We start from the raw sequence: 23091 nt of genomic DNA, 5'->3' as shown, positions 1-23091 counted from the left end.
GAGGCTTCAGGAGGGAATCGGTGGCATGCGCCGTGAGGTGATGTACGGGCTGATCGGCGGATCGGTGGCCCTGGTGGCGGGCGTCGTGGGCGGTCTGACGCTGTTCGGCGGCTCGGACGACTCGTCGCATCAGGAGGTCAGGGCGGCGGATGGCAAGTCGGGCGACAAGGGGCCCAAGGTGCCGACCGGTCCCCTGTCGGCCAAGGAAGTGCAGACGACGTCCCGGCAGTTCCTGTCCGCCTGGCAGTCCGGCGACGCCGCCAAGGCGGCCGGGCTGACGGACAATCCGGCGACCTGCAAGAGCGCGATGGAGGCCTTCCGTACGCAGACGAAGTTCTCCGAGGTGACGGTCACCCCCGGTACCCCGGACGGCGACAAGGTCCCGTACAGCGTCTCCACCCAGATCGCCTACAAGGGCACCAAGGCGGCCTACTCGTACCGCACTTCCGCGACCCTGCAGCGGGACAAGACCACTGGAAAGCCGCAGATCGCCTGGCGGCCGACGGTATTGCACCCGGGCCTGGCCAAGGGCGACCAGCTGCGCACCGGCGAGGCCGAGGCACCGCCGATCAAGGCCGTGGACCGCCATGGCGCCGTGCTGACCCCGCAGGCGCACCCGGCGCTGGCCGGGGTGCTGGACAGCCTGCGCGACAAGTACGGCGACAAGACCGACGGCAAGCCCGGCGTGGAGCTGTTCATCCAGCGCGCCAAGAGCGCCAAGCCCGCCGACCAGCTGCCCGACAAGACGCTGAAGGTGCTCTCCAAGGGAACGCCGGGCACGCTCAAGACCACCCTGGACGCCGCGATGCAGTCGGCGGCCGAGCGGGCGGTCAAGGGCAAGAAGTCCGCCTCCGCGGCCGCGGTCAAGCCCAGCACCGGCGAGATCCTGGCGATCGCCAACGCCCCGGAGAAGGGCTTCAACATGGCCACCCAGGGGTCGTTGGCCCCCGGCTCCACGATGAAGATCGTCACCTCGGCGCTGCTCATGGACAAGGGCCTGACCTCGCCCGGCAAGAAGAACCCGTGCCCCAAGTACGTGACCGTGGGCGGCTGGAAGTTCCAGAACCTCAACAAGTCCGAGATCAAGGACGGCACCTTCGCACAGAGCTTCGCCGCGTCCTGCAACAACGCCTTCATCTCGCACGCCAAGGACCTCAGCGACGACGACCTGACCAATGAGGCCCGGGACGTCTTCGGCATCGGCCTGAACTGGCAGACCGGCATCCCCACCTTCGACGGCGCGGTGCCGGTGCAGCACGACGCCCAGATGGCGGCCTCGCTGATCGGCCAGGGCGGGGTGCGGATGAACCCGCTCAACGTCGCCACGCTCGCCGCGACGGTCCGGGCCGGCTCCTTCCACCAGCCGTACATCGTCGCGCCGTCGCTGGACAACCGGACGCTCGCCAAGGCCTCGCGCACGATGAAGCCGTCCACCCTCAGCGGTCTGCGGTCGCTGATGAAGCTGACCGCGACCTCCGGTACGGCCGCCGAGGCGATGGCCGGGGTCAGTGGTGACGTCGGCGCCAAGACCGGCTCGGCCGAGGTCGACAGCCAGAAGAAGCCCAACGCCTGGTTCACCGCCTACCGCGACGACCTCGCCGCGGCGGCCGTCGTCCCGGCGAGCGGCCACGGCGGCTCCAACGCGGGCCCGCTGGTCCGCGCCATCCTCACCGCCGGCTGAGGCGGCGGGGCGCCGCACCACGTGCCCCTCATCTCATCGGCCGGAAGACGGTCGCATGGCCCGTACAGCTTTCGCTAGCGTGCGGGCCATGAACGATTCCGCGTCCGACACCACCCCGGAGACCACCGGCTCACCCGCCCACCCCCGCTTCGCCGAGGCCCTCGCCGAGCTCGGCCTGACCGTCGAGGTCCGCCGCTTCCCCGAGGCCACCCGCACCGCCGCCGAGGCCGCCGCGGCCGTCGGCTGCGAGCTCGCCCAGATCGTCAAGTCGCTGATCTTCACGGCATGGGGGTCCCCCCTGGCCGAGGAAGGCCGAGCGCTGGGAGAAGGCGAGCCGGTGCTGGTCCTCATGGACGGCGCCGGGCGGGTCGACACGAAACGTCTGCGCGCGGAACTCGGCGCCGACCGGGTCGGCCGCGCCGACGCCGACCTCGTGCGCGCGACCACCGGCTACGCCATCGGCGGCGTACCGCCCTTCGGCCACCGCAGCCGCACCCGCGTCCTGGCCGATCGCGGACTGCTCGCCCACACGACGGTCTGGGCCGCCGCCGGCACCCCGCACACCGTCTTCCCGCTCGACCCCACCGCCCTGGTCGAATACGCCGGGGCCCGTGTCGTGGACGTGCGCGAGCGCACCTCGTGACCCCGCTCGTCGTCGCGGCCGTCCTGCTGGCCGCCGTCACCCACGCCAGCTGGAACGCCATCGCCCACGGCATCCGCGACCAGCTCCTGGCCTTCACCCTGGTCGGCGGCGGCGGTGCGCTCTGCGGCCTGGCCATGGCCGCCGTCACCCCGCTCCCCGCCCCCGACGCCTGGCCCTTCCTGCTGTCCTCCGCCGTGCTGCACATCGTCTACCAGGCCCTGCTCATGCGGTCGTTCCAGCTGGGCGACTTCGGCCAGATGTACCCCATCGCCCGCGGCACCGCGCCCCTGGTCGTCACGGTCCTGGCCGCCGTCTTCGTCCACGAGGTCCCCGACGGCTGGGCACTGGCCGGCGTGGCACTGGCCTCCGCGGGCCTGGTCGGCGTCGCCCTGTGGGGCATCCGCGGCTCGGGGAAGCGCCCCCACTGGCCGGCCATCATCGCCGCGCTCGCCACCGGCCTGGCCATCGCCTCGTACACCACCGTCGACGGCCTGGGCGTCCGCGCCTCCGGCACCCCCCTTGGCTACATCGCCTGGCTGATGATCCTCGAAGGCCTCGTGATCCCCGCCTACGCGCTGGCCACACGCCGCCGCCAACTCCTCACCGAGCTGCGCCCCTTCGCCCTGCGCGGACTGGCCGGCGGCGTGCTCTCCGTCTTCGCCTACGGCCTGGTCCTGTGGGCCCAGACCCGCGCCCCGCTCGCCCCCATCGCCGCCCTGCGCGAGTCCTCGATCATCGTCGGCGCCGCGATCGGTGCGGTCTTCTTCAAGGAACGGTTCGGCGCGCCGCGGATCGCGGCAGCCGGGTTGATGGTGATCGGGATCGGCCTCATGCTGACGTAGCCTGGCGGCCCGCTTCCCACGTTTTCGGCTGCGGCGCCGTGCCTCGTCTGTTTGTTTTTCGCCTTCGGCGGGGGTGGGTTGTGTTTGGGCGGGGGCGCCTGTGGCTCTGTGGTGGTGCCGGTGGTGGGCCTCCGGGGCCTGTGTTGTGGACTGCTTCGCTTTACGTCCACAACACAGGCCCCTCCGGCCCCCCACCTCCCGTCCGGGATGGCGCCCCCGTCCGGTGGGGGGATGGGTCAAAAAGCCAGAAGCTCGGCCGCGTCACACTCCGGCCGAGCTTCTGGCTTTTGTCTTTGACTCATCCCCCCACCGGGGTGGGGCCCGGCGAACTACGGGAGGGGGCAGGGGCGGAGGGGTGTGTTGTCGGACGTAAAGCGAAGCAGTCCGACAACACACCCCGGAGCCCCTGCCCCCGCCACCACCACACAGCTACCGGGACCCCACCCCACAACCCACCCCGCCCCCGCCGAAGGCGGGAAAAACTCACAGAAACAAGAACGGCGGATCACCCGGCAACGTGGGAAGCCGCCCGCGCCAGCGCCTGCGCACGGGCGTCCGCCATCACGTTCCGCTGCATCCCGTTCGTGACGTAGCCGAAGGCCAGCCCCGTCTCCGGGTCGGCGCAGGCCAGGGCGCCCCCGCGGCCGGGATGGCCGAACGAGCCCAGCCCCAGGAGAGGAGAGGCGGAGCCGTGAAGCATGAAGCCGAGGCCGAAGCGGGTGTGGACGAGGAGGGTGCGGTCCGGGCCGGCGGATTCCTCGGTGCGGGCGAGGGTGAGGGTCGCGGGGGCGAAGAGCCGGGGGTGACCGTCGACGGCGCCGATGAGGGCGGCGTAACAGCGGGCCAGGGAGCGGGCGGTGGCGATGCCCGCGGAGGCGGGGAGTTCGGCGGCCCGGTAGGCGGGGTCGTTCTCGTCGGGGCCCGGGGAGATCGCCGCGAAGGCGCGGCTGGTGAGCGAGTCGGGATCGGCGTAGGCGTCGGCGACGGACTGCTTCGGGCGGACCCGGAGCCCGGAAGCGGCGGGCCGCGGCGGTGTCTCGACGGTGGCGAGCCGGCCGACGCGGGACTGTGCGGCCTCGGGGAGGCCGAGCCACAGGTCGAGGCCGAGCGGCCCGGATATCTCCTCGGCGATCCAGGTGCCGATGGTGCGGCCGGTGACCCGCCGCACCAGCTCGCCGAGCAGCCAGCTGTAGGTCTGGGCGTGGTAGCCGTGGTCGGTGCCGGGCTCCCAGGCGGGTGCCTGGGCGGCGAGGGCGGCGGGGCCGCTGACGCCGTCGATGGCCTCGGCGGGGGTGAGCGGGGTGTCCAGCACCGGCAGCCCGGCGCGGTGCGAGAGCAGGTGGCGGACGAGGACCCGTTCCTTGCCGGCGGCCTTGAACTCGGGCCAGTACGTGCCGACCGGGGCATCGAGGTCGAGCTGTCCGCGCTGGTGCAGCAGCAGCGGGACGACGGCGGCGATGCCCTTGGAGGCGGAGCGGATCACCTGGGCCGTGCCGGCTTCCCAGGGCGCGGCCTCCCCCTGGGCGTCGCCGTCCTTCGTGCCGCCCCACAAGTCGACGACCTTGCGCCCGTGGTGGTAGACGGCGACCGCCGCACCCCGCTCGCCGCGGCGGTCGAAGTTGGCCATGAAAGCGTCCCGGACCGGCTCGAAGCCGTCCTCGACCGTGCCCTGGACGTCCACCACTGATTCCTGCTTCCCACTCATCCGTCGCCTTTGTGACCCATCCATGGTGCAACGCGCGGATCAGTGCTGATGACCAGGACGGTGGCGGGTGGCGTTCGTCACACGGCCCGGCCGCGGCGGTGGGTCACAGCGGCAGGTCGACCGACCGCGGGTCGAACCCGAAGGGGAGTTCCAGGCGGTGGGTGCGCATCAGTTCCTCGTCGCACAGCAGCTGCTGGGTGGTGCCGTCGGCGACGATCACTCCGCCGGAGAGCACCACGGAGCGCGGGCACAGCTCCAGCGCATAGGGCAGGTCGTGGGTGACCATCAGGACGGTGACGTCCAACGACCGAAGGATGTCAGCGAGTTCGCGGCGGGAGGCCGGGTCGAGGTTGGAGGAGGGCTCGTCGAGGACGAGGATCTCGGGGCGCATCGCCAGGACCGTGGCGACCGCGACCCGGCGGCGCTGGCCGAAGGAGAGGTGGTGCGGCGGGCGGTCGGCGAAGTCCGCCATGCCGACCCGGGTGAGGGCCTCGGTGACGCGGGCGTCGAGCTCCGCGCCGCGCAGGCCCGCGGCCGCCGGCCCGAAGGCGACGTCCTCGCGGACGGTGGGCATGAACAGCTGGTCGTCGGGGTCCTGGAAGACGATGCCGACGCGGCGGCGGATCTCCGCGAGGTTCTTCCTGGCGACCGGGAGGCCGGCGACCGCGACGGTGCCGGCGCCCGCTTCGAGGATGCCGTTGAGGTGGAGGACGAGGGTGGTCTTGCCGGCGCCGTTGGGCCCGAGCAGCGCGACCCGCTCGCCGCGGCCGACGGTCAGGTCGACGCCGAAGAGCGCCTGGTGGCCGTCGGGGTAGGCGTAGGCGAGCCGGGAGACGGCGAGGGAGGGGGCGGGTGCGGGCGTGGTGGTGCTCAAAGGGTCCATCCCAGGAGGCAGACGGCGAGCGCGGCGAGCGGGAGGGCGGCCGCGCGGGTCCATTGTGCGCGGGTGGCGCAGGCCGCGTCGACGACGGGCATGGTGCCGGTGTAGCCGCGGCTGACCATGGCGAGGTGGACGCGCTCGCCGCGCTCGTAGGAGCGGATGAACAGCGCGCCGGCGGACTTGGCGAGCACGCCCCAGTGCCGCACGCCGCGCGCCTCGAACCCGCGGGAGAGCCGGGCGATCCGCATCCGGCGCATCTCGTCGGTGATCACGTCGCCGTAGCGGATCATGAAGGAGGCGATCTGGACGAGCAGCGGCGGCATCCGCAGGCGCTGGAGGCCCTGCAGCAGTTCCCGCAGTTCGGTGGTGGCGGCGAGCAGCACGGACGCGGCGACGCCCAGCGTCCCCTTGGCGAGGATGTTCCAGGCGCCCCACAGGCCGGAGGTGCTCAGGCTCAGGCCGCCGACGTGCACCCGCGGGCCCTCGGCGACGAACGGCATCAGCAGGGCGAAGGCGACGAACGGCACCTCGATCAGCAGCCTGGTGAGCAGGAACCCGGCGGGGACGCGGGCGGCCGCGGCGGCGAGCGCGAGCAGCGCCGCGTAGAGCCCGAACGCCCAGAGCGCCTCGCGCGGGGTGGAGACGACGACGAGGACGAAGCAGAACACCGCCGCGATCTTGCAGTGCGCCGGCAGCGCGTGCACCGGCGAATGCCCGTGCCGGTAGAGCTTGTGGGCGTGTCCGGCGCCCATCTCAGGCGCGCTCCGGCGCCGGACGCTCGGCGCCCTGGCCGGCCGGCTCGACGGTGGCGGCGCCCTTGCGGCGGCGCAGGACGACGAACACGCCCGTGCCCACGGCCAGCGTCGCGCCGACCCCGATGACCCCGGCGAGGCCGCCGGACAGCCGCGCGTCGGTGATGTCCTTGACGCTGTAGTCGGCGAGCGGGGAGTCCTTGGTGGCGTGGACCCTGGCCTTGGCGTCGATGCCCTGATCGTGGGCGACCTTCTCCAGGCCGTCGGGGCTGGCGGAGGCGTAGTAGCTGATGCCGCCCGCGCACACCAGGGCGGCGGCGAGCCCGGCCAGCCAGACGCGGCGCACGGAGCGGCGGGGGGCGGCGGCCGCGGCGGCCGGGACGGGCTCGGCCTCCGGGGCGGCGGGTGCGTCGGCCGGGGCGGCGAGCGGTGAGGTGCGCAGTTCCAGCGGGGCGGTCAGGCCGCGCGCGCCGTGGACCAGGTCGGGGCGGACGGCGATGACGGCGCCGACCGTCAGCGCGGTGATCGCCGCCTCACCGATGCCGATCAGCACATGCACGCCGACCATGGCGGTGAAGACCTTGCCGATCGGCACGTCCGCGGTCCCGCCGAGCGCGTAAAGGGCGGTGAAGACCACCGCGGCGGCCGGCACCGACACCAGCGCGGCGACGAACGAGGCCACGGTGATCGAGCGGCGCCGGCGCGGCAGCACCTTCACCAGCCCGCGGAACAGGACGTAGGCGACCACGGTCGTCACGATCGCCATGTCGGTGATGTTCACGCCGAGCGCGGTCAGCCCGCCGTCGGCGAACAGCACGCCCTGCATGAGCAGTACGACGGAGACGCACAGCACACCCGTGTACGGGCCGACGAGGATCGCCGCCAGCGCACCGCCCAGGAGATGTCCGCTGGTGCCCGCCGCGACCGGGAAGTTCAGCATCTGCACGGCGAAGATGAACGCCGCGACCAGTCCGGCCAGCGGCGCCGTGCGCTCGGCGCCCGCGACGCCGCCCTGCCCCGCACCCGCCAACTCCCGCCGGGCGCCGCGCAGGCTGACCGCGACCGCGGCCGCGGCGACCGCGCCGGTCGCCAGCGACACCGGCGCATTGATGAATCCATCGGGTACGTGCATCTCAGGGTTCTCCGCTTCAGGTTCCGCAGCCCACCCATGGTGGTGCCTCCTGCAAACGTGTTGCAAGAGCGCCCATGATGCGAAACGGCCACGAGGGCCCCGCACGCGGGGTACCGACTGGCGGCTTCCCGAAGGACGGTACGTGTGTGCGAACGAGGCGGACGGGGAAGGTCGTGCCGTTTGTTACTGATTTCTGCCCGTATCACACGAATGGCCCGGCAACGGACCCCGTCCCCACGGGGAGGCCGTTGCCGGGCCCTCCTGGTACGCCGCTCCCGTCCCCACGGGAGGGGCGCCCGCTCCGGGGTGCCGCTCCGCTCATACAGCGGTCCCGGAGGTCTCGGTGCGCCGGCCGGCGGCGGGTGGCCGGCGGCCGGCGCGGTGACGGCTCGTCAGACGCGTTCCGGTGTGCGGGCGTCGCGCACGTCCGCTTCGCCGGCGGACCGCTCGCGCAGGCCCTCGCCCTCGACGTCCACGTTCGGCAGGATCCGCCCGAGCCACCGGGGCAGCCACCAGGCCGCGCGGCCCAGCAGGGCCAGGACGGCGGGGACGAGGGCCATCCGGATGAGGAAGGCGTCGAAGAAGACGGCGACGGCGAGGCCGAAGCCGATCATCTTGATCATCGAGTCGGAGGAGCCGATGAAGCCGGCGAAGACGCTGATCATGATGACCGCGGCGGCGGTGACCACCCGGGCGCCGTGCCGGAAGCCGGTGACGACGGCCTCGCCGGGGCGTTCGCCGTGGACGAAGGCCTCCCGCATCCGCGTCACGAGGAAGACCTCGTAGTCCATCGCCAGGCCGAAGACCACACCCACCAGGAAGATCGGCATCATGCTCATGATCGGCCCGGTCTGCTCGACCCCGAACAGGTCGGCCAGCCAGCCCCATTGGAAGACGGCGACGACCGCGCCGAGAGCCGCCACCACCGACAGCAGGAAGCCCAGGGCCGCCTTGAGCGGGACCAGCACTGAGCGGAAGACGACCATCAGCAGGAGGAAGGCCAGGCCGACGACCAGCGCGAGGTAGGGCACCAGGGCGTCGTTGAGCTTCTGCGAGACATCGACGTTCATCGCGGTGGCGCCGGTGACCAGGGTCCGCGCGCCGGTGTCCGTCGCGATGCCGGCGGTCTTCGACCGGATGTCGTGGACCAGGTCCTCGGTCGCGGCGCTGCTGGGCTTGGACTTCGGGACGACGGTGAGCCGCGCGGTGTCGCCGGCCTTGTTGAAGACGGGCGGGGTGAGGACGGCGACGTCGTCGAGGGCCTTCACCTTCGTGGCGACCCGCGCGGCGGCGGACTTGGCGCTCTGCCCCTTGTGCACGTCCCGCGCGTCGACGACCAGCATCAGCGGGCCGTTGAAGCCGGGGCCGAAGCCGTCCGACACCAGGTCGTACGCCTTGCGCTGGGTGGTGTGGGTGGGCTGCGCGCCGTCGTCGGGCAGGCCCAGCTCCAGGGAGGCGGCGGGGACCGCGACGGCGCCGAGGCCGAGCACCACGGCGAGGAGGACGAGGACGGGGCGGCGCAGCACGAACCGCGCCCAGCGGGTGCCCATGTTGGGCCGGCCGGCCACGCCCGTGGCGCCCTGCCCGCCGGTCTCCTCGGCGGCCCGTGTCTTGCGGGGCAGCACCCGCTTCCCCGCGAAGCCCAGCAGCGCCGGGATGAGGGTGAGCGCGATGAGGACGGCGATGACGACGGTGCCGGCCGCGGCCAGGCCCATCTTCGTCAGCATCGGGATGTGGACGACGGCGAGGCCGACCAGCGCGATCACCACGGTCAGTCCGGCGAAGACGACCGCGGAGCCCGCGGTGCCCACCGCTCGTCCGGCGGCCTCCTCCCGCTCCCGGCCCTCGGTGAGTTCGGCGCGGTAGCGGGAGACGATGAACAGGGCGTAGTCGATGCCGACGGCGAGACCGATCATCATCGCCAGCGTCGAGGTCGTCTTGGACAGGTCGAGCGCGCTGCTGAGCGCGGTGATGGTGCAGACGCCGATGCCGACGCCGATCAGCGCGGTCAGCAGCGGCAGTCCGGCCGCGATCAGCGCGCCGAAGGTGAGCACGAGGACCACCGCGGAGACGCCGATACCGATGACCTCGGTGGCTCCCGTCTCGGGGATGGCCTGCAGCGCGTTGCCGCCGACCTCGACGGTCAGCCCGGACGTCCGGCCGTCCTTGGCCGCGTCCTTGAGGGCGTCCTTGGAGTGGTCGGTCAGCTCGAAGCCGGTGACCTTGTAGGTGACCTGGGCGTAGGCGGTGCGGGCGTCCTTGCTGAGGGTCTTGGCGACGTAGGGGTCGGCGACCTGGTCGACCTGATCGGAGCCCGACTTCAGGGCGCGCACGGTGTGTTCGACGGCGGCCTTGTTCGCCGGGTCCTTCATGGTCTCGCCCTTGGGGGCCCGGAAGACCACCCGGGCCGTGGCCCCGTCGGCGTTCGCGCCGGGGAACCGCTGGTCGAGCAGGTCGAAGGCGCGCTGGGCCTCGGTGCCGGGGACCGAGAAGGAGTCGGCGGCCGGGGAGGCGGAGGTGGCGGCACCGACACCGGCGACGGCCAGCAGGGCCACCCATATGAGGGCGACGAAGCGGCGCCGCCGGAAGGCGAGGCGTCCGAGTTTGTAGAGGAAGGTGGCCACGAGACCGGGTGCTCCCGTCGTGAGAGGGGTATGGAGGCGTGCGCCATCGCCCCGGCGACGAGAGCGGCGTGCCGGGTACGGAGGCTTGGGTGAAGGGTCGGGCGGGTGGGTCAGACGCCGAGGGCGGGGAGGACCACGGCGTCGAGATAGGCGGACAGGAACGTGCCGTCGGCGGGACGGTCCTCGATGAGCTGACGGGCGATGAGCGCGCCCACGAGCATGTGCGGGGCGAACTGGAGCGCGGGGCAGTCGGCCGCGATCTCGCCCCGGTCGATGCCGCGTTGCAGCATGGCGTTCAGCCCGGTCACCTCGGGGTCGAGGAGCACTTCACGCAGGGCCTGGTGGAGATCGGGGTTGCCGTGGATGGCCATCCCCAGACCGCGCATCAGCGCGGCGTCCTTCTGCACCTGCCCGTGTTCCTCGGCCCGGCGCACCAGTTCGGCGAAGTCGCCGCGCAGCGTGCCGGTGTCGACATCGCCGGTGCTGACCGGTTTGCAGTGCCGCAGCGCCCTGGCCACCAGCTCCGGCTTGCCCTGCCACTGGCGGTAGAGGGTGGCCTTGCTGGAGCGGGTACGGGCGGCGACGGCGTCCATGGTCAACGCGTCGTAGCCGACCTCGCGCAACAGGTCGAGTACGGCGTCGTAGAGCTCGGCCTCCCGCTCGGGAGTCAGCCGGCTGCGTCCCATGGCACACACCTCCGTTCGGACCGTATCAGCGCCGCCACCCCCTCGATGGCGAACGAAACGGTTTCGTACACTTCGACCGTAGCGAGCGGCGTAGCGAAACGGAACCGTTTCGAAAGTGGTCTGCGTCACCCGATCGACTTGCCGCCGCTCCCCCGTCCCGAAACGATGGGGGCGTGAGCGATGCACCCGAGGCCGTCGGGCCGCGCCCGGAGCCGAACCCCGCCAAGCCTCGTGGACGGCTGCGCCGCATGCCCGCCACCCCGGGACCGCCCGTCGGCTCGTATCTGCGCTTTCCGCATCTGCACGGCGAACTGCTCTGCTTCGCCGCCGAGGACGATCTGTGGGTCGCCCCGCTCACCCCGGAGGGCCGCGAGCCCGGCCGTGCCTGGCGGCTGACCGTGGACCGCACCCGCGTCGGCCACCCCCGCTTCTCCCCCGACGGGCAGCACCTCGCCTTCACGACCTGGCGCAGCCTCGACCCGGAGGTCCATCTCGCGCCGGTCGAGGGCGGCCCGGCCCGCCGGCTGACGTACTGGGGCAGCACCGATGCCCGGGTCTGCGGCTGGACGCCGCCCGACCACGAGGGCAACGCCCACATCCTCGCGGTCTCCTCGCACGGCCAGCCGTTCTCCTACTACTCGTGGGCCTACAGCCTGCCCACCGACGGCGGCACGGGCGGCAAGCTGCCCTGGGGGCCGGTCTCCGACATCGCGGTCACCGACGTCGACGGCGAGCGCCGCACCCTGCTGCTCACCGGCAAGCCGCCGCACGAACCCGCCTCCTGGAAGCGCTACCGGGGCGGGGCGACGGGACGGATGTGGCTGCACGGCACCCGGCTGATGCCGGATCTGCGCGGGCATCTCGACTCGGTGATGTTCGTCGGCGGCCGGATCGCGTTCCTCTCCGACCATGAGGGCATCGCCAACGTCTACTCCTGCCTGCCCGACAGCACCGATCTGCGCCGGCACACCGACCACGCCGACTTCTACGCCCGGCACGCCTCGACCGACGGTTCGCGCATCGTCTACCAGTGCGCCGGCGACCTCTGGCTGATCGACGACCTGGGCCCGGACGCCGTGCCGCGCCGGCTGGACGTGCGCCTGGGCGGACCGCGGGCCGGCCGGCGGACCTACCAGGTCCCGGCCGCCTCACACGTCACCGCGCTCGCGGTGGACACCACCGGGCGGGCCAGCGCGGTCGGCGTCCGCGGCAGCCTGTACTGGCTCACCCACCGCGACGGCCCGGCCCGCACGATCCACGACACCCCGGGCGTCCGCGTCCGGCTGCCCGAGATGCTGGGTTCCACCGGCCGGATCGCCTACCTCACCGACGCCGAGGGCGAGGACGCGATCGAGATCACCGACCTGCCGCGGGCCAGCGAACCGGGCGGGCCCCGGCGGCTGGCCGCCGGTGAGCTGGGCCGGGTCCACGAGATGGCCGCCTCCCCCGACGGCGACCGCCTCGCGGTGGCCTCGCACGACGGCCGGCTGCTGCTGGTGGCGGTGGCCCGCCCCGAGGAGGAGGGCGGCACCGGCCCGGAGCCGGCCGACGGCACGGTCGCCGAGCTGGTCCGCTCCACCAACGGCCCGGTCCGCGACCTGGCGTTCTCCCCCGACTCGCGCTGGCTGACCTGGTCGCACCCCGGCATCGGCCGTACGCTGCGGCAGATCAGGATGGCCCGGCTGTCCGACGGGCACATCGTGGACGTCACCAACGGCCGCTTCGAGGACGAGCAGCCGGTGTTCACCCGCGACGGCCGCTATCTGGCGTTCCTGTCCTGGCGCGGCTTCGACCCGGTCTATGACGTGCACACCGGCGATCTGTCGTTCCCGCTGGGCTGCCGGCCCTATCTCGTCCCGCTGTCGTCGGCGACCCCCTCCCCCTTCGCGCTGTCCCCGGAGGGGCGGCCCGCGGCGGGCGGTCTGGACCCGGACGAGAATCCTCCGCTGCCCGGCGAGGGGCCGGTGCTGGTGGAGGTGGAGGGGCTGGCGAACCGTGTCACCCCGTTCCCGGTGGCGGCCTCCAAATACTCCTCCCTGGAGCCGGTCAGCGGCGGCGGACTGGTCTGGCTGCGCTGGCCGATCTCCGGCGCGCTGGGCGAGACCTTCGCCAACCCCGCCGACACCTCGGGCCGGCCCACCCTCGAACACTTCGATCTGACCAAGGCCCGGCGCACCGAACTCACCAGCTCCCTGGACGAGTTCGCGCTCAGCGGCGACGGCTCCCGGCTGGTCGTCAACGACGAGGGCGAGCTGCGCGCGGTGCCCGCGACCGAGCCGCCGGACAGCGACTCCACGGTCTTCCTGGATCTGCGGCGCATCCTGCACGACGTCGAACCGGCGGCCGAGTGGTACCAGGCGTTCGAGGAGGCGGGCCGGATCACCCGGGCCTATTTCTGGGACCCGGGGATGTGCGGCATCGACTGGGAGGGGGTGCTCGCGCAGTACCGGCCGCTGCTCGACCGGGTCGCCAGCCCGGACGAGTTCGCCGATCTGATGCGGGAGGTGCTCGGCGAACTGGGCACCTCGCACGCGTACGTCACCGGCGCCCGGCGCAACGAGGGCCCGCCGCACTACCAGCGTGCCATGGGTCTGCTCGGCGCCAACTTCGTGCACCGGGACGGCTGTTGGGTGGTGCAGCGGATCCTGCCGGGTGAGTCCTCGGACTCCAAGGCCCGCTCGCCGCTGGCCGGTACGGGCATTCGCGAGGGGGCGGCGCTGACCCATGTCGACGGCCGCCGGGTGAACCCGGGGGCCGGGCCGGCCCCGCTGCTGGCCGCGGCCGGCGGCACCACGGTGGAGCTCACCTTCTCCCCGCCCGACGGCGAGGGCCCGGCCCGCCGGGTCGCGGTGGTCCCGCTGGTCGACGAACGGCCGCTGCGCTACCAGGACTGGGTGGCCAAACGCCGGGCGGTGGTACGGGAGTTGAGCGGCGGACGATGCGGCTATCTGCACATCCCCGACATGGGCGGCTCCGGCTGGGCGCAGTTCAACCGCGATCTGCGGATGGAGGTCTCCCGGCCCGCGCTGATCGTGGACGTCCGGGGCAACGCGGGCGGCAACATCTCCGAGCTGGTCATCGAGAAACTCACCCGCACCATCATGGGCTGGGACCTGACCCGCGACGCCGAGCCCGTCTCGTACACCAGCAACGCCCCGCGCGGCCCGGTCGTGGCGGTCGCCGACGAGATGACCTCCTCCGACGGCGACATGATCACCGCGGCCTTCAAACTCCAGGGCATCGGCCCGGTGGTGGGCATGCGCACCTGGGGCGGGGTGGTCGGCATGACCGGCCGGCACCGGCTCGGCGACGGCACCACCATCACCGTCCCGATGAACGCCGCGTGGTTCCGGCTCTACGGCTGGGGCGTGGAGAACCACGGCGTCGAGGTCGACATCGAGGCGCTGCGGTCACCGCTGCACTGGGCCGAGGGCCGGCATCCGACCCTGGGTGTCGCGGTGCGCACGGCGCTGGAGTTGCTGGACCGGCATCCGGCGGCGACGCCTCCGGACCTGTCGGACGTCCCGGACCTGCGGCGCCCCCCGCTGCCGCCGCGCGAGGCGGGCCCCTCTGAGGTGACCGGAGAAGCCGGAGAAGCCGGAGAAGCCGGAGAAGTCGGAGAAGTCGGGGCCTGAACCGGCCGCGGGCCGACGGGGCGCAGGCCGGCGGAGGACACGCGGTGGGGCGCACCCGGTCGACCGGGTGCGCCCCTCACGCATGGCGCGTACGCCGCCCCGCGTGATGTTCAGGACGTGCCAACTCAGCTCTGGTGGCGACCCTCGGCCGCGTCCATCGCGTCCTGGGCGGGCTGACGGCCCTGCTGGCCGCGCTCACGCGGCTGGCCCTGACGCTGGCCGCGCTCCTGGTCCTGACGCTGACCGCCGCGCTCCTCGTCCTTGCGCTGGCCGCGCTCGTGACCCTGCTCGCGAGAGTCGCCCATGGCGCGCTGCGCCTGGTCCTTGCGCTCGTTGGCCTTGTCCTGGAACTGGTCCTTGATGCCCATGCTGTTCACTCCTAGTGGGGTGTAGGGGGGTTGTGACCCCGATTCAGCGTGACACGCCCGGACATTGCTCGCATTTCGATCACGAACCGACACTCTCCGTGACGCATGGCCGCTCACGGGCCGGGCGTACGCCCGCTCACCGGCCGGCCCGGGCCTTCTCGTCCGCCTCCCCGCCGGCGCCCACCAGCCCGACCCGCATCCCGTCCAGCCGCGCCCCGAACCGCCGCATCTCCCGCTGGCCCACGGTCCCGATGAGCGCGGGCAGGTAGCCGCGCACCGACTGCATCCCGCGCAGCCACCACTGCCCGTAGATGTGCGCCGAGCGGCGCTCGATGCCCGCCACGATCCGGTCGACGGCGGGGCCCAGCGGGTAGGTCTTGTTCGACGGCCAGGGCAGCCGGGAGCGCAGCTCGCGCATCACGACGTCCTGGTCCGCGCCGCGCACCATGTCGGTGTCCGTCCAGCTCAGATAGCCGACCCCCACCCGAACGCCGCGGTGCCCGACCTCGGCGCGCAGGCTGTGCGCGAACGCCTCCGCGCCCGACTTGGACGCGCAGTACGCGGTCATCATCGGCGCCGGGGTGATCGCGGCCAGCGAGGCGATCTGCAGGAAGTAGCCGCGGGACGCCGTGAGGAGGGGCAGGAAGGCGCGGCCGGTGACCGCGCCGCCGATGAGGTTGACCTCGATGACCCGCTTCCAGGCGACGGGGTCGGAGTCGGCGAACGGCCCGCCGGTCGCCACCCCGGCATTGGCGACGACCACATCGACCTTCCCGAAGCGGTCCTTGACCTCGCCCGCCACCCGCACCATCGCCTCGTGGTCGGTGACATCGGCGTGCCAGTGGTGCGCCGGGCCGTGCAGCGCGGCCGCGACCTCGCGCAGCGCGTCCGGCTCCAGCCCGACCAGTGCAAGCGTCGCCCCGCGTGCCGACAGCTTGCGGGCCAGCAGCGCGCCGACCCCGCGCGCCGCACCCGTGACGACGACGACCTGGCCCTCCAGGCTCCTGCGTGCGCTCATGCCGTGCTCTCCTTCGTCTGCGTGCCGCCCCCGGGAGCGGTGTCGGTGGGCTCGGTGCCGGTCGGGTGCAGATGGTCGCGGACGAGTGCGCGCAGCCGTCCCGTGACCGCGTCCGGGTCCTCGACCGGCGTCATGTGTCCCAGCCCGGGGAGTTCGGTCAGACCGCGGAAGTCGGGGAGGACGGACGCCAGCCGTCGGGCGTGCACCGGCGGGGTGAGCCGGTCGGCGGTGCCCACGAGGACCTCGGTGGGCAGCTCCAGGCCGCCGGCGCCGCCGGTCAGTTCGATCCCGGCCAGCACCGCGCCCCACCGGGCCCGGACGCCCGACGGGCAGCCGTGCACGATCCGGGCGCAGGCCGCCACCTGCGCGGCGGTGGCGCCGGGGCCCATGGTGGCGTACTTCAGCAGGCGCCTGGTGAGCGGCGACTGGGGGCCGAGCGGGACGCGCGAGCGCAGCAGCAGCCGGTGCGCTCGGCGGCGCCCCTGCGGGCTGCGCAGCGCGAACACCCGTGATTCGGCGGCGAGATCGGCGCTGCCGGTGCTGCACAGCAGCGCGGCCGCGGCTCGCGCGCGCAGCTGCGGCCGCCCGGCCGCTGCCATGATCGTCATCCCGCCCATCGAGTGGCCGCCCAGCACGGCGCGTTCGCCCGGCCGCAGGGCCGCTTCCAGGACGGCGACCAGGTCGTCGGCGAGCGCGTCGGTGCTGTGGCCCGCCGGCGGGGCGGCGGGGCTGCGGCCGTGGCCGCGCTGGTCGTAGACGACGACCTTGTGGTCACCGGCCAGCGCCCGGACGACCGGGGCCCAGAAGGCGGTCGAGCAGGTCCAGCCGTGTGCCAGGACGACGGCCGGGGCGTCCTCGGGGCCGTGGACCTCGGCGTACAGCCGGGCGCCGTCGGCCGAGGTGACGGTCAGCGTGGTGCGCGGCACCGGCGGGGCGTAGGGGCCGCTGGTGACGTGCGCGGGCCGGCGGCTCATGCGGCCACCTCCGCGGCCGTGCCGGACGTCCGTTCCGCGGGGGTGCGGGCGGGCCGCAGCACCTCGTACTCCGCGAGGTCGACCTGCCGGGTGGCCTTCTTGAACTCCCCGGTCGTTCCCGGCCAGACGGTGGTGTTGCGGCCGTTGGCGTCCAGATACCAGCTGTCGCAGCCGCCGGTGTTCCACACCGTGCGCGTCATCCGGCGCTGGATGGTGCGGTTCCACTCCTGTACGGCGGACGGCCGGGCGCTCAGCGCGATCTTCCCGCCGAGGACGTCCAGTTGGCGCAGGAAGTCGGCCAGGTAGGTCAGCTGCGCCTCGATCATCAGGATCATCGAGCTGTTCCCGAGGCCGGTGTTGGGCCCGACGATGGTGAGGAAGTTGGGGAAGCCGGCCGCGGTGGCGCCGCGCAGCGACTCCATGCCGTCCTTCCACTCCTCGGCCAGCGTCGTGCCGTGGGCACCAGTGACGCGCTGCGCGATCGGCATGTCCGTCACATGGAACCCGGTGCCGAAGACGATCGCGTCGGCCTCCGCCTCGCTCCCGTCGGACCCCACGAGGGTGCTGCCGCGCACTTCCTTCAGCCCCGCGGCGACCAGGTCCACATTCGGCCGTGCCAGGGCCGGGTAGTACGTGTTGGAGAGCAGGATCCGCTTGCAGCCGATGCGGTAGCCGGGGGTCAGCGCGGTCCGCAGCGCCGGGTCCTTGATGGCCTTCTTCATGTGGTTGCGGGCCAGCAGCTCCAGGAAGCCCAGCCGATCGGGGCGCTTGGTGAACGCGCTGACCTGCAACTCCCGGATGCTCCACAGCAGTTGACGGCGCGCGGCCCGGGTCGCCGGGACCTTGGTGTGCAGCCACTTCTCGGCCGCGCTGATCTCGCGGTCGGCGCGCGGCAGCACCCAGGGCGGGGTGCGCTGGAAGAGCGTGAGGCGCTCCACCTCCGGCTGGACGGCCGGTACGATCTGGATGGCCGAGGCGCCGGTGCCGACCACCGCGAGGCGCTTACCGCGCAGCGAGTGGTCGTGGTCCCAGCGCGCGGAGTGCATCACCGTGCCGGGGAAGGTGTCCAGCCCCGGTATGGCGGGGATCTTGGGGTCCGACAGCGGCCCGGTCGCCGACACCACGACATCGGCGGTCAGCGGCCCGCTCGCCGTCTCGATCTCCCAGTGCAGCTCCGCGCCGTCCCACCGCAGGCTCTCCACCTCCGAATGGAACCGCAGGTGCGGGCGCAGCCCGAAGGTGTCGGTGACCCGCTCCAGGTAGGCGCGGATGTGCGGCTGCCCGGAGAAGTTCCGCGGCCACTCGGGGTGCGGCGCGAAGGAGAACGAGTACAGATGCGAGGGCACGTCGCACGCGCACCCCGGATAGCTGTTGTCCCGCCAGGTGCCCCCCACCGAGCCGGCCCGCTCCAGGACCACGAAGTCGGTGATGCCCTGGCGCCGCAGCCGGACGGCCGCCCCCAGACCACCGAAGCCCGATCCGATCACCGCAACCCGCACATGCCTGCGCTCGCGCTCGGCCATCCCGCCGCCTCCCGAGTCCGACGTCCGTCCTGCCATCTTCGGTGCCGTGACATCCGCCCTCACAGCCGGCGTCACCGCCGCCCCGAAAACTGTGCCAGCAATCACTGGCACAATAGGAGCGTAGGGCAGCCGCGTACCGAGCGGTAGGGGGCGGATGGCAGGAAGTTACCGGCGGTCGTACCCACGCCCCGGTACCCCGGCCCGGCGCCGCACCCCCGGCATAGGCTGAACCCGTGGCAGCGAACGAGCACCCCCAGGACGAGCACACCGGGCAAGCGGACCCCCCGGCGCGCGAATTCCGCATGGCCGACCTGGCCAGGGAGGCCGGCATCACGGTCCGTACGCTGCGCTTCTACCGCGAGCGCAAGCTGTTGCCGGCGCCGCGCCGCGAGGGCCGGATCGCCTGGTACAACGAGCACCATCTCGCCCGGCTGCGCACCATCGGCGCCCTCCTGGAGCGCGGCCACACCCTCGGCGGTATCGCCGACCTCTTCTCGGCCTTCGAGTCCGGCCGCGACGTGGGCGAACTCCTGGGCCTGGAGAACCCCCTGGTCGCGCCCTGGTCGCAGGAGACGCCGGTCCGCCTGACCCCCGAGGAGCTCGCCGACCACTTCAGCGGGGACATCACCGCCGAGAACCTCAGCGCGTCCCTGGACATCGGCTATCTCGCCGTCGACGGCGACGAGTTCGTGCACATCAGCCGCCGCCTGCTGGACGCCTCCACCGAACTCGTCAGCCGGGGCGTCCCGCTGGCCGCCGTCCTCGAAGCGGGCCGCCAGGTCCGTGCGCACGCCGACGCCCTGGCCGGCATCTTCACCACCCTCATCCGCACCCACGTCCTCTCCGACGTGCTGGCACGGCCCTCCGCCGGCGACCACCCCGGCCCCGACGAGGTCGATCTCATCGCCGGGACCATCGACACGCTCCGCCCGCTGTCCAAGGGCGTGGTCGAGGCCGAACTCGCCATGGCCGTGGACCGCCGGGTCCGGGCCGAGGTGACGGAGTGGCTGCGCGAGCGCGGGTGCGAGGGGACGTGAGCCCGCCCGGTGCGCCCGGACGGCGCGGCGGGCGGGCTCACGTCCCCGACCGGGTCCGCGGCGGGCGCCCGGCTCAGCGCTCGAAGACGACCGTCACCGGCGCGTGGTCGGACCACCGCTCGTCATGGCTCGCCGCGCGCTCCACGTACGCCTTGACGGCCCGCGCGGCGAGGCCGGGCGTGGCCATCGCGTAGTCGATGCGCCAGCCCGCGTCGTTGTCGAAGGCCCGGCCCCGGTAGGACCACCACGAGTAGGGGCCCGCGGTGTCCGGGTGCAGGGCGCGGACGACGTCCACATAGCCGCCGCGGTTCTCGTCGAGGACGTCGGTCAGCCAGGCGCGCTCCTCGGGGAGGAAACCGGACTTCTTCTGGTTGGCCTTCCAGTTCTTCAGGTCGGCCTCCCGGTGCGCGATGTTCCAGTCGCCGCACACCGCCACCTCACGGCCGTCCGCGGCGGAACGCTTGCGCAGGTCGACGAGGTAGGGCAGGAACTCCGCCAGGAAGCGTTCCTTCTCGTCCTGCCGCTCGGTGCCGACCTCTCCGGAGGGCAGATAGAGGCTGGCGACCGTCACCCCGGGCAGGTCCGCCTCGACGTAGCGCCCGCTGCCGTCGAACTCCGCGGACCCGAAACCCACCCGGACCCGCTCCGGCTCCCGCCGGGTGAAGAGCGAGACACCGGCCCGCCCCTTGGCGGCCGCCGGGGCGTGCACGGTGTGCCAGCCCGCGGGCGCGCGCACCTCGTCCGGCAGCTGAGCGGTCTCGGCCCGCACCTCCTGCAGGCACAGCACATCGGCCGGGGTCTCCGCCAGCCACGGGACGAAGCCCTTCCTGGCCGCGGCGCGCAGCCCGTTCACATTCACAGAGGTCACGGTGAGCATCCGGGCACGATACCCATCCCCGGCACCTGATCGCGCCGCCCGCCCGCTCACCCGTACGATTTCTGGAATGGAGATACGCCCCGTCCGCTATGACCACCCCGACGCGGTCACCCTCGACGCCCTGGTGCAGCAGGAGTACGCCCGGCGCTACGGCGACGACGGTGACATCACCCCGCTCGCCCCGGAGATGTTCGCCCCGCCGCGCGGCACGTATCTGATCGCGTACGACGGCACCCGCCCGCTGGCCACCGGCGGATGGCGGCTGCAGGAGGACGCGGCCGAGGGGTACGAGGTCGGCGACGCCGAGATCAAGCGGATGTTCGTGCTCCAGGAGGCCCGTGGGCGGGGGCTGGCCCGGCGGATCCTGGCCGCCCTGGAAGCGGACGCACGGGCCGCGGGACGCTCCCGGATGGTGCTGGAGACCGGCACCAAGCAGCCCGAGGCGCTGGAGCTGTACGCCTCCAGCGGCTATGTGAGGGCCGAGAAGAAGTTCGGGCTGTACCGGACCTACGAGGACAGCCGCTGCATGACGAAATCGCTGGTGGAGCGCGTCTGAGGGACACCGGGCCGGCGCGCGCCGGCCTCCCCTTCCGCTCAGCCGCACGAGCGGCGCCCCGACTCTTGTTGACAGGCGTCCGGACCCCTCCCCATACTCATTCCACTAATGAACTAGCTAAAGGGGGGATCCGGGTGAGCGACCCGAGCCCGTGGGCCATCGAGGCCGAGGGACTGGGGAAGAAGTACCGCGGCGGCTGGGCCCTGCGGGACTGCTCCTTCCGGCTCCCCGCCGGCCACATCTGCGCGCTCGTCGGCCCGAACGGCGCGGGCAAGAGCACCTTCCTGGGCGCCGCGACCCGGCTGGTGGAGCCGACCACCGGCACGCTGAAGCTGTTCGGCGTCCCGGTGTCCGACCCGGCCGTCCTGTCCCGCATCGCCTTCCTCGCCCAGGACAAGCCGCTCTACCCCCGCTTCACGGTCGCCGAGACCCTGCGGCTCGGCCGTGAGCTGAACCCGCGCTGGGACCAGGCGGTGGCCGAGCGGATCGTCCGGTCCGGGAACGTGCCGTTCACCGCCCGGATCGGCACCCTCTCGGGCGGCCAGCGCACCCGCGTGGCCTTCGCCCTCGCCTTCGGCAAGCGGCCCGAGCTGCTGCTGCTCGACGAGCCGATGTCCGACCTGGACCCGCTCGCCCGGCACGAGCTGTCGGGGCTGCTGATGGCCGAGGCCGCCGAGCACGGCACGACGGTGCTGATGTCGTCCCACATGCTCTCCGAGCTGGAGGTCATGTGTGACTACCTCCTCGTGCTCGCCGAGGGCCGGCTGCGGATGGCCGGCCAGACCGAGGAGCTGGTACCGGCCCATCTGCTGGTGACGGGCGTGGCCGAGGGCGGCGACGGGGTGCCCGAGGAGCTGCGGCGCCGGCACACCGTGATCGAGTCCCGGATCACCGGGCGGCAGTTCAGCGCCCTGATCCGGCCCGGCGGGCCGGTCGGCGACGGCTGGGAGACGCTCTCGCCGAGCATGGAGGAGGTCCTGCTCGCCTATCTGCGCTCGCCCGACGCGCCCAGCCTGATCGCGGACGAGGCCCGCATCGACGGCCCCGAAGAGGCCGCGGCGTGACGAGCACCCGCACCGCCGGCGCCCGGCCGGCGGACGCCGCCCCGGTGCCCGGCGGCGCCACCCCCCGCCGCACCCTGCTGCACGGTCTGCCCTGGCTGGTCTGGCGCCGGCACCGCACCTTCCTGCTCCTGGTCCTGCTGACCACCGCCGTGGGCTGCGTGACCTTCGTCTGCCGGCGCGCCGGCCTGACGGACTTCCTGCACACCCACGGCACCGCCCCCGACGCCCACGGAAACCTGAACAACTCCTTCGAGCACGCCTACGGGCAGCTGTTCTCCGGCGGCCGCCAGCTGCTGACCTACCTGCCCGTCGTGGCCGGCGTGTTCCTCGGCGCCCCGCTGATCGCCGCGGAGCAGGAGCACCGCACCCTCACGCTGGTCAGCACCCAGTCGGTGAGCCGCGGCCGCTGGGCCGCCGCCACCATCGGCCTGCCGCTGGCCGTGATCGCGCTGTGCACCGCCCTGCTGTCGGCCGCCTTCACCTGGCTGTGGGCACCGGCGCACCTCCTCGCCATGGGCGGCGACTGGCTGGCCAGCGGGCTCTTCGAGAGCACCGGGCCCGTCCCGGTCGCCTGGGCCCTGTTCCTGACGGTCTGCGGTATCGCCCTGGGCATGCTGGTCAAGCGGACGGTGCCGGCCATGGCCGGCGCCTTCGTCCTCGCCATGGTCACCTCCGTGCTCTGGTCCGAACGGCTCCGCAGCCGGCTGGGCACCCTCCGCAGCATCAGCTACCCCTTCGACTCCGAGGGCCCGAGCCTGCCGTCCGGCGCCGTCCGCGTGGACGACTGGGTGTCCACCGCCGACGGCAGGCTCTACGGCTACGGCACCTGCACCACCGGCGACACCGAGGGCTGCCGGGCCAAGCTGGGCATCGTCCACCACGTGGCCCAGTACTTCGACTACGAACAGATGGCCGGGATGCAGTGGCGGGGCGCGGGGATCCTGCTGGCCCTGACCGCCCTCGTGCTCGCCTTCGTGGTGTGGCGCATCCGACGGCGGCCACTCTGAACGGGCGGGCGCGCGGCGGCCGGAGCGGGCGGCGGCCCGCCGGGACGGACGCCGCGCCGGCGCCCTGCCCCGAGCGGCGCTTTGACA

General features: G+C 73.1%; 19 protein-coding genes. 8 read left to right on the top strand and 11 right to left on the bottom strand.

What is annotated here, in order from left to right:
* Positions 1 to 25 precede the first annotated feature (25 nt).
* The 3 genes from OIU81_RS21720 (at position 26) to OIU81_RS21710 (ending at position 3166) form a co-directional block, all read left to right on the top strand.
* Entirely contained in the window at positions 26 to 1681 is a 1656-nt protein-coding gene (locus OIU81_RS21720) for a penicillin-binding transpeptidase domain-containing protein (RefSeq protein WP_329150374.1), read from the top strand.
* Positions 1682 to 1769: 88 nt separating this feature from the next.
* Positions 1770 to 2324 carry a YbaK/EbsC family protein gene (locus OIU81_RS21715; protein WP_329150373.1) on the top strand — a complete coding sequence of 185 codons (555 nt, stop codon included), beginning with the start codon at positions 1770 to 1772 and terminating at the stop codon, positions 2322 to 2324.
* Positions 2321 to 3166 carry an EamA family transporter gene (locus OIU81_RS21710; RefSeq protein ID WP_329150371.1) on the top strand — a complete coding sequence of 282 codons (846 nt, stop codon included), beginning with the start codon at positions 2321 to 2323 and terminating at the stop codon, positions 3164 to 3166. Before OIU81_RS21715 ends, OIU81_RS21710 begins: the two co-directional genes overlap by 4 nt.
* A gap of 505 nt (positions 3167 to 3671) precedes the next feature.
* Here the strand turns inward: OIU81_RS21710 and OIU81_RS21705 are convergent.
* From OIU81_RS21705 to OIU81_RS21680, 6 genes are all read right to left on the bottom strand, one after another.
* Complete coding sequence (locus tag OIU81_RS21705) at positions 3672 to 4871, bottom strand: serine hydrolase domain-containing protein (RefSeq protein ID WP_329150369.1); 1200 nt, start codon at positions 4869 to 4871, stop codon at positions 3672 to 3674.
* A gap of 103 nt (positions 4872 to 4974) precedes the next feature.
* The gene (locus OIU81_RS21700) at positions 4975 to 5754 is read right to left on the bottom strand and encodes an energy-coupling factor ABC transporter ATP-binding protein (protein WP_329150367.1); all 780 of its coding nucleotides are present in this window, start codon (positions 5752 to 5754) and stop codon (positions 4975 to 4977) included.
* A complete protein-coding gene (cbiQ, locus tag OIU81_RS21695; RefSeq protein ID WP_329150364.1) occupies positions 5742 to 6503 on the bottom strand; it encodes a cobalt ECF transporter T component CbiQ in 762 nt (253 codons plus the stop codon). The genes OIU81_RS21700 and cbiQ overlap by 13 nt, the downstream gene beginning before the upstream one ends.
* 1 nt (position 6504) lies before the next feature.
* Entirely contained in the window at positions 6505 to 7635 is a 1131-nt protein-coding gene (locus OIU81_RS21690; protein ID WP_329150362.1) for an energy-coupling factor ABC transporter permease, read from the bottom strand.
* A gap of 392 nt (positions 7636 to 8027) precedes the next feature.
* Complete coding sequence (locus tag OIU81_RS21685) at positions 8028 to 10259, bottom strand: MMPL family transporter (protein ID WP_329150360.1); 2232 nt, start codon at positions 10257 to 10259, stop codon at positions 8028 to 8030.
* A gap of 110 nt (positions 10260 to 10369) precedes the next feature.
* A complete protein-coding gene (locus OIU81_RS21680; RefSeq protein ID WP_329150358.1) occupies positions 10370 to 10945 on the bottom strand; it encodes a TetR/AcrR family transcriptional regulator in 576 nt (191 codons plus the stop codon).
* A gap of 248 nt (positions 10946 to 11193) precedes the next feature.
* Between OIU81_RS21680 and OIU81_RS21675 the strand changes: the two genes are divergently transcribed.
* Entirely contained in the window at positions 11194 to 14580 is a 3387-nt protein-coding gene (locus tag OIU81_RS21675; RefSeq protein WP_329155274.1) for a S41 family peptidase, read from the top strand.
* Positions 14581 to 14705: 125 nt separating this feature from the next.
* Here the strand turns inward: OIU81_RS21675 and OIU81_RS21670 are convergent, their stop codons facing one another.
* The 4 genes from OIU81_RS21670 to OIU81_RS21655 all read right to left on the bottom strand — a co-directional run bounded on the left by OIU81_RS21670 (position 14706) and on the right by OIU81_RS21655 (position 18463).
* On the bottom strand, positions 14706 to 14948 hold the full coding sequence (locus OIU81_RS21670; protein ID WP_329155273.1) for a hypothetical protein: 243 nt from the start codon (positions 14946 to 14948) through the stop codon (positions 14706 to 14708).
* A 136-nt stretch (positions 14949 to 15084) separates the two neighbouring features.
* A complete protein-coding gene (locus OIU81_RS21665; protein ID WP_329150356.1) occupies positions 15085 to 15966 on the bottom strand; it encodes an SDR family oxidoreductase in 882 nt (293 codons plus the stop codon).
* A complete protein-coding gene (locus OIU81_RS21660) occupies positions 15963 to 16940 on the bottom strand; it encodes an alpha/beta fold hydrolase (protein ID WP_329150354.1) in 978 nt (325 codons plus the stop codon). The genes OIU81_RS21665 and OIU81_RS21660 overlap by 4 nt, the downstream gene beginning before the upstream one ends.
* Complete coding sequence (locus OIU81_RS21655; RefSeq protein ID WP_329150352.1) at positions 16937 to 18463, bottom strand: flavin-containing monooxygenase; 1527 nt, start codon at positions 18461 to 18463, stop codon at positions 16937 to 16939. The genes OIU81_RS21660 and OIU81_RS21655 overlap by 4 nt, the downstream gene beginning before the upstream one ends.
* A gap of 233 nt (positions 18464 to 18696) precedes the next feature.
* Between OIU81_RS21655 and OIU81_RS21650 the strand changes: the two genes are divergently transcribed.
* Positions 18697 to 19500 carry a MerR family transcriptional regulator gene (locus tag OIU81_RS21650; protein WP_329150350.1) on the top strand — a complete coding sequence of 268 codons (804 nt, stop codon included), beginning with the start codon at positions 18697 to 18699 and terminating at the stop codon, positions 19498 to 19500.
* Positions 19501 to 19573: 73 nt separating this feature from the next.
* On the opposite strand, the gene OIU81_RS21645 is transcribed toward OIU81_RS21650, so the two are convergent.
* Entirely contained in the window at positions 19574 to 20377 is an 804-nt protein-coding gene (locus tag OIU81_RS21645; RefSeq protein WP_329150348.1) for an exodeoxyribonuclease III, read from the bottom strand.
* Positions 20378 to 20444: 67 nt separating this feature from the next.
* On the opposite strand from OIU81_RS21645, the gene OIU81_RS21640 reads away from it, so the two are divergent.
* From OIU81_RS21640 to OIU81_RS21630, 3 genes are all read left to right on the top strand, one after another.
* Positions 20445 to 20933: a GNAT family N-acetyltransferase gene (locus OIU81_RS21640; RefSeq protein ID WP_329150346.1), complete on the top strand. Its 489-nt coding sequence runs from the start codon at positions 20445 to 20447 to the stop codon at positions 20931 to 20933.
* Positions 20934 to 21067: 134 nt separating this feature from the next.
* Positions 21068 to 21997 carry an ABC transporter ATP-binding protein gene (locus tag OIU81_RS21635; RefSeq protein ID WP_329150343.1) on the top strand — a complete coding sequence of 310 codons (930 nt, stop codon included), beginning with the start codon at positions 21068 to 21070 and terminating at the stop codon, positions 21995 to 21997.
* The gene (locus tag OIU81_RS21630; protein WP_329150341.1) at positions 21994 to 23004 is read left to right on the top strand and encodes an ABC transporter permease; all 1011 of its coding nucleotides are present in this window, start codon (positions 21994 to 21996) and stop codon (positions 23002 to 23004) included. Before OIU81_RS21635 ends, OIU81_RS21630 begins: the two co-directional genes overlap by 4 nt.
* The last annotated feature ends 87 nt before the right edge of the window (positions 23005 to 23091 follow it).

It is taken from the genome of Streptomyces sp. NBC_01454, assembly GCF_036227565.1.
GTDB lineage: Bacteria > Actinomycetota > Actinomycetes > Streptomycetales > Streptomycetaceae > Streptomyces.
Note: the sequence above shows the minus strand (reverse complement) of the source record. Positions and strands in the feature narration are given on the sequence as shown.

What these genes read in the sequence shown, in the direction of transcription:
- OIU81_RS21660 (WP_329150354.1), bottom strand. Translation starts at nt 16,940, where the DNA reads ATGAGCCGCCGGCCCGCGCACGTCACCAGCGGCCCCTACGCCCCGCCG.
- OIU81_RS21655 (WP_329150352.1), bottom strand. Translation starts at nt 18,463, where the DNA reads ATGGCCGAGCGCGAGCGCAGGCATGTGCGGGTTGCGGTGATCGGATCG.
- OIU81_RS21720 (WP_329150374.1), top strand. Translation starts at nt 26, where the DNA reads ATGCGCCGTGAGGTGATGTACGGGCTGATCGGCGGATCGGTGGCCCTG.
- cbiQ (WP_329150364.1), bottom strand. Translation starts at nt 6,503, where the DNA reads ATGGGCGCCGGACACGCCCACAAGCTCTACCGGCACGGGCATTCGCCG.
- OIU81_RS21715 (WP_329150373.1), top strand. Translation starts at nt 1,770, where the DNA reads ATGAACGATTCCGCGTCCGACACCACCCCGGAGACCACCGGCTCACCC.
- OIU81_RS21675 (WP_329155274.1), top strand. Translation starts at nt 11,194, where the DNA reads ATGCCCGCCACCCCGGGACCGCCCGTCGGCTCGTATCTGCGCTTTCCG.
- OIU81_RS21640 (WP_329150346.1), top strand. Translation starts at nt 20,445, where the DNA reads ATGGAGATACGCCCCGTCCGCTATGACCACCCCGACGCGGTCACCCTC.
- OIU81_RS21665 (WP_329150356.1), bottom strand. Translation starts at nt 15,966, where the DNA reads ATGAGCGCACGCAGGAGCCTGGAGGGCCAGGTCGTCGTCGTCACGGGT.
- OIU81_RS21690 (WP_329150362.1), bottom strand. Translation starts at nt 7,635, where the DNA reads ATGCACGTACCCGATGGATTCATCAATGCGCCGGTGTCGCTGGCGACC.
- OIU81_RS21700 (WP_329150367.1), bottom strand. Translation starts at nt 5,754, where the DNA reads ATGGACCCTTTGAGCACCACCACGCCCGCACCCGCCCCCTCCCTCGCC.
- OIU81_RS21670 (WP_329155273.1), bottom strand. Translation starts at nt 14,948, where the DNA reads ATGGGCATCAAGGACCAGTTCCAGGACAAGGCCAACGAGCGCAAGGAC.
- OIU81_RS21705 (WP_329150369.1), bottom strand. Translation starts at nt 4,871, where the DNA reads ATGAGTGGGAAGCAGGAATCAGTGGTGGACGTCCAGGGCACGGTCGAG.
- OIU81_RS21680 (WP_329150358.1), bottom strand. Translation starts at nt 10,945, where the DNA reads ATGGGACGCAGCCGGCTGACTCCCGAGCGGGAGGCCGAGCTCTACGAC.
- OIU81_RS21645 (WP_329150348.1), bottom strand. Translation starts at nt 20,377, where the DNA reads ATGCTCACCGTGACCTCTGTGAATGTGAACGGGCTGCGCGCCGCGGCC.